Source organism: Micrococcus sp. EWR3.9.1 (assembly GCF_052615555.1).
In genome coordinates, this window is record NZ_JBQXFD010000048.1 from 1 (window position 1) to 697 (window position 697).

Annotated in this window: 2 protein-coding genes; both read left to right on the top strand. The window is 69.9% G+C overall.

Annotation, left to right across the window (positions count from 1 at the left end; all coding sequences use genetic code 11):
- The first annotated feature begins 163 nt into the window (after positions 1 to 163).
- On the top strand, positions 164 to 478 hold the full coding sequence (locus tag ACUJ8O_RS11505; RefSeq protein ID WP_197458590.1) for a type II toxin-antitoxin system RelE/ParE family toxin: 315 nt from the start codon (positions 164 to 166) through the stop codon (positions 476 to 478).
- Positions 479 to 595: 117 nt separating this feature from the next.
- Positions 596 to 697: helix-turn-helix domain-containing protein (locus ACUJ8O_RS11510; RefSeq protein WP_445373402.1), on the top strand; the 102-nt coding region annotated here is incomplete at its 3' end.

The window sequence follows — 697 nt, forward strand, 5'->3', positions numbered from 1 at the left end:
CACGACGTTGCGTCCCTGGTAGCACTAGCGCTGGTCTTCCCCGAAGTCGATGGCCCGGCCCGGGCGTTTGCGCCGGTGCGCGATCTGGTCAGCCCGCTCAGGGATCGTGGCCGCGATGCCATGCCGGCGCAACCAGGCCCGGTTCGCCTTCGAGGGGCAGCCCTTGTCCACGTTCAGGCGGTCAGGCCGCGCCCTGGGCCGGCCCCTGGCGGACACTCTCACCGGCTCCCGGCACAAGAACCTCAAGGAGCTGCGCCCCGACTCAAGCCGCCGCACGGAGATTCGGATCCTCTTCGCCTTCGACCCCCGCCGCCAAGCGATCCTGCTCGTGGCCGGAGACAAGGCCGGCGCCTGGAAGAATTGGTACTCCAAGAACATCCCGCTCGCCGAAGAACACCTCGCCGACCACCTCCAAGCACTCCACAGCGCCCCACCCGGCGCTGCGCAGCCAACCCGCAGACCTGACCGTCTCCCCTGAGATCAGCCCCGCGCCGCCCCACCCCCAGCAGTCAGGAGAGCACCCATGTCCACCTTCGACCAGCTCACCGCCCAGCGTCCGCCGCGCCCCGCCCTCGTCGATGCCCACAAGGAGCACATGCGCGCCCAGGTGCGCGCCTACCGACTGCGCGAGCTGCGAGAGTCCCTCCACCTGACCCAGTCCGAGCTCGCCGCCGAACTGCAGGTCTCTCAGAACCGC